The sequence below is a fragment of the Pseudomonas sp. BAV 4579 genome (assembly GCF_009765395.1).
In the GTDB taxonomy this organism is placed as follows: domain Bacteria; phylum Pseudomonadota; class Gammaproteobacteria; order Pseudomonadales; family Pseudomonadaceae; genus Chryseomonas; species Chryseomonas aestiva.
Map to the genome: position 1 here is coordinate 1 of NZ_WHOV01000211.1, position 6666 is coordinate 6666.

General features: G+C 68.0%; 5 protein-coding genes and 1 other RNA gene. 3 read left to right on the forward strand and 3 right to left on the reverse strand.

The genetic code is table 11. The features are described 5' to 3' along the window. Positions 1 to 192: 192 nt before the first annotated feature. Entirely contained in the window at positions 193 to 1467 is a 1275-nt protein-coding gene (gene urtA, locus GSQ95_RS25065; RefSeq protein ID WP_158896852.1) for an urea ABC transporter substrate-binding protein, read from the reverse strand. A 342-nt stretch (positions 1468 to 1809) separates the two neighbouring features. Here urtA and GSQ95_RS25070 point away from each other — a divergent pair, with 342 nt between their 5' ends. The 3 genes from GSQ95_RS25070 to GSQ95_RS25080 are packed head-to-tail and all read left to right on the forward strand — an operon-like array spanning position 1810 to position 5378. Then, positions 1810 to 2700 (forward strand): NAD(P)-dependent oxidoreductase, encoded by an 891-nt coding sequence (locus tag GSQ95_RS25070; RefSeq protein ID WP_158896853.1) that lies wholly within the window; start codon positions 1810 to 1812, stop codon positions 2698 to 2700. Between the two features lie 2 nt (positions 2701 to 2702). Beyond that, complete coding sequence (locus tag GSQ95_RS25075; protein ID WP_158896854.1) at positions 2703 to 4220, forward strand: aldehyde dehydrogenase family protein; 1518 nt, start codon at positions 2703 to 2705, stop codon at positions 4218 to 4220. 3 nt (positions 4221 to 4223) lie between these two features. After that, the gene (locus GSQ95_RS25080) at positions 4224 to 5378 is read left to right on the forward strand and encodes a M20 aminoacylase family protein (protein ID WP_158896855.1); all 1155 of its coding nucleotides are present in this window, start codon (positions 4224 to 4226) and stop codon (positions 5376 to 5378) included. Between the two features lie 27 nt (positions 5379 to 5405). Here the strand turns inward: GSQ95_RS25080 and GSQ95_RS25085 are convergent, their stop codons facing one another. Continuing rightward, entirely contained in the window at positions 5406 to 6308 is a 903-nt protein-coding gene (locus tag GSQ95_RS25085; RefSeq protein ID WP_133862298.1) for a LysR family transcriptional regulator, read from the reverse strand. 273 nt (positions 6309 to 6581) lie between these two features. Continuing rightward, positions 6582 to 6657: non-coding RNA, sX9 sRNA (locus GSQ95_RS25090), on the reverse strand. Between the last annotated feature and the right edge of the window lie 9 nt (positions 6658 to 6666).

Here is a 6666-nt window from a genome sequence, read left to right on the forward strand (position 1 = left end):
GCTCGGAGATGTGTATAAGAGACAGCCCCAACCCTCTCCCAAGGGGAGAGGGGGAAGAGCTATTGGCCTCGGAACGGCTTTGGCCCTTACCCCAACCCTCTCCCCAGGGGAGAGGGGGTAAGAGCGGGGTGCCACCTTTCAGGCTTCGCTCCCCCCCTCGGGGGAGAGGGGCCTAAGGGAGAGGGCTGGCCGTTACTTGCCGCTCTTCACCGGTTCGTCGGACTTCTTGTCGTTGCCGGGGATGTAGGGGCTCCAGGGCTGGGCGCGGACCGGGCCCTCGGTCTGCCAGACGACGTTGAACTGACCGTCGTCCTGGACCTCGCCGATCATCACCGGCTTGTGCAGGTGGTGGTTCTTCTCGTCCATCTTCACGGTGTAGCCGTCCGGCGCGGCGAAGGTCTGGCCGGCCATGGCCTTGCGGACCTTGTCGACGTCGGTGCTGCCGGCCTTTTCCACCGCCTGGGCCCACATGTGGATGCCGATGTAGGTGGCTTCCATGGGGTCGTTGGTCACGGCGGTCTGGTAGTTGGGCAGGTTCTTGGCCTTGGCGTAGGCCTTCCAGGCCTCGACGAATTTCTTGTTCACCGGGTTATCCAGCGACTCGAAGTAGTTCCAGGCGGCCAGCTGGCCCACCAGCGGCTTGGTGTCGATGCCGCGCAGTTCTTCCTCGCCCACCGAGAAGGCCACCACCGGCACGTCGGTGGCCTTCAGGCCCTGGTTGCCCAGTTCCTTGTAGAAGGGCACGTTGGAGTCGCCATTGATGGTGGAGACCACCGCGGTCTTGCCGCCGGCGGAGAACTTCTTGATGTTGGCGACGATGGTCTGGTAATCGCTGTGGCCGAAGGGGGTGTAGACCTCTTCGATGTCCTTGTCCTGCACGCCCTTGCTGTGCAGGAAGGATCTGAGAATCTTGTTGGTGGTGCGCGGATAGACGTAGTCGGTGCCCAGCAGGAAGAAGCGCTTGGCGCCGCCGCCTTCTTCGCTCAGCAGATATTCCACCGCCGGGATGGCCTGCTGGTTCGGCGCCGCGCCGGTGTAGAAGACGTTGGGCGACATCTCTTCGCCTTCGTACTGCACCGGGTAGAACAGCAGGCCGTTGAGTTCTTCATAGACCGGCAGGACCGATTTGCGCGAGACCGAGGTCCAGCAGCCGAAGGTGACCGCGACCTTGTCCTGGGTCACCAGCTGGCGCGCCTTCTCGGCGAACAGCGGCCAGTTGGAGGCCGGGTCCACCACCACGGGTTCCAGCTTCTTGCCCAGTACCCCGCCCTTGGCGTTGATCTCGTCGATGGTCATCAGCGCCATGTCCTTGAGCGAGGTCTCGGAGATGGCCATGGTGCCGGACAGCGAATGCAGGATGCCGACCTTGATGGTGTCCGCGGCGTGGGCGGCACTCCAGGGAAACAGGCCGCTCATGAGCAGGGCGGACGCGGCAAGGGTGGTCTTCAGTAGTGGGCGGCGCTTCATGCGAAAGGCTCCTAAGCGAACGTGCGCTGTTGTTGGGCTGGACTGCGGGCCAGCCAGGGCGCCTTTTCAGGAACTGTGCCAGGCGTCGGCAAGGCGCATGGAGACTGGCGCTTTGTCGCCAGCCGTGGCATCGCGACGGGTTGCCCTGCACCAGCCTGGGGCCGAGCAGCGCCCTCGAATCGCGCCTTTGCACGATGCTGGTGCTCGCATTTGACGTTGCCTTTTGCGCAACATGAAAGTCCGAATGCCGTATTGGTGGTGATGCCTGGGGCCTCCCATACTCGATCGCCAGGGGCCGGCCACCGGGTCGGTCACCACCCATTCGAAGAAGAGGAACAAGGCATGGGCAGGCAGGTCGGGGTCATCGGACTCGGCAACATGGGCGGCAACATGGCGATCACCCTGGCGCGCAAGGGCGTTGCCGTCACCGGGCTGGATCCCTCCAGCGCCGCCTGCGAGCGGGTCGCTGCCCAGGGCGTGGCCATCGCTGGCGATCTGGCGGCCCTGGCCGCCAGCAGCGACGTCATCGTGCTGTCGCTGCCCAAGGCCGAGCACGTCGAGGCCGTGTGCCTGGGCGAGGCGGGCCTGGTCAGCCGCGTGCGGCCGGGCACCGTGGTGGTCGACACCACCACCTCCACCCCCGAGACCAGCCGCCGGGTAGCGGCAGCCTTCGCCGAGGTCGGTGCCGATTTCCTCGATGCCCCGGTCTCCGGCGGCCCCGCCGGTGCCGCGGCCGGCACCATGACCATGGTCATCGGCGGCAGCGAGGCAGCCCTGGCCAAGGCGCTGCCGGCGCTGGAAGCCATGAGCGCGACCCGGGTGCACATCGGCGCCGTGGGCGCCGGCAACATCGCCAAGATCGCCAACAACCTGCTCGCCGCGGCGCACCTGATCACCACCGCCGAGGCGGTGACCATGGCCGCCCGTGCCGGCGTCGCCCCGGAGAAGCTGCTCGAAGGCATCAATGCCGGTTCCGGGCGCAGCGCCGCCAGCCAGGGCATGTTCCCTACCTGGGTGCTGAACAAGGCCTATGACTCCGGCTTCACCATGGGCCTGATGCGCAAGGACGTGGGCCTGGCCCAGCAGCTCATCGCCGAACTCGGCCTCGACCTGCCGCTGGCCGCGGCCACCGCCCAGGCCTGGAATGCCAGCGCCGAGACCCTGGCCGATGGCGAGGATTTCTGCGCCATCGCGCGACGCACCAGCGAAGACCTGTTCGGCAAGGGGGAATGATCATGATGAACGCCAAGACACTGGAATTGCTCAAGCCCTTCTGGGGCGACCGCCAGCAGGTCGCAAGCTACGTGGACGGCGCCTTCGTCGATGGCAGCGGCGAGCGGATCACCGTGCGCAACGCCCATGACGACAGCCCGGCCTACAGCTACCCCGATGCCGACCTGGCCGTGGTCGAGCGCGCCGATACCGCCGCCCGCCGGGCGCGCGAGGAATGGCGCGCCCTGACCGCCCAGGCGCGCGGACGCATCATCTATCGCGTCGGCGCCCTGATCCGCGAGGAGGCCGAGGCCCTGGCGCAGCTGGAATCGCTGACCGCCAACAAGCCGATCCGCGATGCCCGCGTCGAGGTGCTCAAGGTCGCCGAGATGTTCGAGTACTACGCCGGCTGGGCCGACAAGCTGCATGGCGAAGTCATCCCGGTGCCCACCAGCCACCTCAACTACGTGACCTACGAGCCCCTGGGTACGGTGCTGCAGATCACCCCCTGGAATGCGCCGATCTTTACCGGCGGCTGGCAGATCGCCCCGGCCATCACCGCCGGCAACGCGGTGATCCTCAAGCCTTCCGAACTGACTCCGGTGACCTCGCTGCTGCTGGGCGTGCTGGTGGAACGCGCCGGTGCGCCCAGGGGCCTGGTCAACGTGCTCGCCGGCCAGGGCCATACCGTCGGCCAGCAGGTGATCGCCCACGCTGACATCCGCAAGGTGGTCTTTGTCGGCTCGCCGGCCACCGGCCGGCACATCGCCGCCGCCGCGGCCCAGCGCTGCATCCCGGTGGTGCTGGAGCTGGGAGGCAAGTCGGCCAACATCGTCTTCGCAGACGCCGACCTGGACCTCGCCGTACGCGGCGCCCAGGCGGCGATCTTTTCCGGCGCCGGTCAGAGTTGCGTCTCGGGTTCGCGGCTGCTGGTGCAGGAAGCCATCTACGAACGCTTCATCCAGGCGGTGGCCCGCGCCGCCAGCCAGTTCAAGGTGGGCGATCCGAGCGACTCCGAGACCCAGATCGGTCCGATCCACAACGCCAAGCAATTCGCCCATGTGCGCAACATGGTGGAAGGCGCCCTGGGCGAAGGTGCGCGGCATGTTGCCAATGGCGTCGAGCCGCTGCCCGCCGGGACCGGCTACTACGTCAACCCCACGGTGCTGGCCGGTCACAACGGCCTGAGTTGCGCCCAGGAAGAGATCTTCGGGCCAGTGGTGGTGGCTATCCCGTTCAAGGACGAGGCCGACGCCATCCGCATCGCCAACGACAGCCGTTTCGGCCTGGCCGGGGCGGTCTGGACCCGCGATGTCGGGCGCGCCCACCGGGTGGCCCGGGGCGTGCGCGCCGGTACCTTCTGGGTCAACGGCTACAAGACCATCCACGTCAGCTCGCCCTTCGGCGGCTACGGCGAGAGCGGCTACGGTCGCTCCTCCGGCCTCGACGCCCTGCGCGAATACAGCGGAGTGAAGAGCGTCTGGGTGGAAACCGCCGCGGTGCCCGCCGCCGGCTTTGGCTACGGCGCCAGCCTGGAGTAACAGATGACCATCCATCAAGCCTTGTTGGACGACGCCCGCAGCTGGCGTCGCGATTTCCACGCCCATCCGGAACTGGGTTTCGCCGAGCACCGCACCGCGGCGCGGGTGGCCGAGTTGCTGGAAGGCTTCGGCCTGGAGGTCCATCGTGGCCTCGGTGGGACCGGCGTGGTCGGGGTGCTGCGTCACGGCGAAGGCCCCAGCCTGGGGCTGCGCGCCGACATGGACGCCCTGCCGATGCAGGAGGTGGGGGATGTCCCCCGCCGTTCCACCGCCGCCGGGCGCATGCACGCCTGCGGCCATGACGGCCACACCGCCATCCTGCTGGCCACCGCCCGCCACCTGAGCGAAAACCGCGATTTCCGCGGCACCCTCTATTTCGTCTTCCAGCCCGCCGAAGAGAATCTTGGCGGCGCCCAGAAGATGATCGAGGACGGCCTGTTCGAACGCTTTCCCATGGACGCCCTCTACGGCCTGCACAACTGGCCGGGATTGCCAGCCGGCCAGGCAGTGGTCAATCCGGGCGCCATGATGGCCTCGCTGGACACCTTCGCCATCACCCTGACCGGCAAGGGCTGCCACGCAGCCATGCCCGAGCGCGGGCGCGATCCCATCGTCGCCGCGGCGGACCTGATCCTGCAGCTGCAGACCATCGTCGCCCGGCGGATCTCGCCGCTGGCCGCCGCGGTGGTCAGCGTGACCATGCTGGAGGCGGGAGAGGCGATCAACGTCATCCCCGAGGTGGCGCGACTCAGGGGCACGGTGCGCTGCCTGGATGGCGCGGTGCGTGCCGAGGTGGAGCGGCTGATCGGCGAGATCGTCGCCCAGGCGCCGCTGGCCCAGGGGGTGCGCGGCGAGCTGGAGTTCACCCGGGGCTATCCGGTGACCCAGAACCATCCCGAGCAGGCGGCGCGGGTACGTCAGGCGGCGGTGACCGCCTTTGGCGCCGAGCGGGTCAGCGATGGCGTACCACCGTCCATGGCCTCCGAGGACTTCGCCTTCATGCTGGCGGCGCGCCCGGGGGCCTATCTCTGGCTGGGCGTCGACGGCGCCCAGCCCTCGGCACCGCTGCACAACCCGGCCTATGACTTCAACGACGCCATCATCGAGCCGGCCGTACGGTTGTGGGCCGAGCTGGTGCGCCAGGAGTTGCCGGTCTAAGCCTCTTGTAGCGAGCGCCGCCGACGCTCAGCGAAAGGCGGTCATCTGCTGCACCATGGCCGTGCGCAACTCGTCCGCGGCGCGACTGAGCTTGCGCCCCAGGCGGGTGACCAGTTCGACGTGGGCGCGGGCGAAACCTGGATCGGCCAGGGGCAGGGCGCGCAAGGCGCCGCTGTCCAGTTCCTGGGTGGCGGCGAACAGCGGCAGCAGGGTCACGCCGCCCTGCTGGGCATAGTGCTTGAGCAGGGCAAAGGTGTTGCAGGTCAGGGTCGGCGCCAGGCGCTGGCCGGCGGCCTGCTCCACGGCGTCGAGCATCTGGCGGATGCCGTAGGAGATGTCCGGCAGCGCCAGGCGATGCTCGCCCAGTTCCGCCAGGGTCACGGGGCCGCGGGTGGCGGCCAGCGGATGCTCCGGTGCCACCAGCGCATAGAGCGGCTGTCCACGGCTGCCATGCACCCGCAGGTGCGGATCGCGTGGCGGATTGAACACCAGCCCCAGTTGCGCCTCGTCTTCCATTACCTGGCGGATCACCTCGTTGGTGCCCACCACGTTGACCCTGACCTCGATCTCCGGATGCCGCGCGGAAAAGTCGCCCAGGCTGGACGACAGATCGCCGATGAAGCCCTCGCCGATGGCCAGCACCACCCGGCCGGTGCGCAGGCCCTGGAGATCGGAAATGGCGTCTCTCAGGCCGTCGAGCTGGGTCTGGCGCTGGCGGAAATAGTCCAGCACCAGACGCCCTGCCTCGGTCGGGGTGATGCCGCGGCGGTGTCTTTCGATGAGATCGACGCCCAGCTCCGCCTCGACCTGGGCGATCTGCCGGCTGACCGCGGAAGGGGCGATATCCAGGGCGTCGGCCGCGGCGCGCACGCTGCCCAGGCGCACCGCCTCGACGAAATAATGCAAGCGTTGTTCGTGAATTCCACGCATCCGTGTGTTCTCGTAAAGGCAACGGAAAAGGCCATTTCCAGTATTGGAGAGAGAACAGGCCGCTGTCCATACTCGGGCCAAGACCACGGCCGCCCCGGCCTGGCCAAGGCCCGCGACGCAGAGCTCCGGAACGGCGAGAAGTCCCAGGCGAGACCCTGTCCGCGCCGGGCTTCCTCCCTCCGGCACGCCAGGCGTGCGACCTCGACCAGGCCTCCAGAACGACCGGGTCCTGCTCCCTAGCGGAGCCCTTTTCTGCCCAGCGGGCCTAAGAGCGGCTAACAAAACGTAGCGAGCGGTTGTCAGGCGGGTGCGCGCGGCGCGCAGGAACCGGAGTGTACGAGCGGTACATGAGGATTCC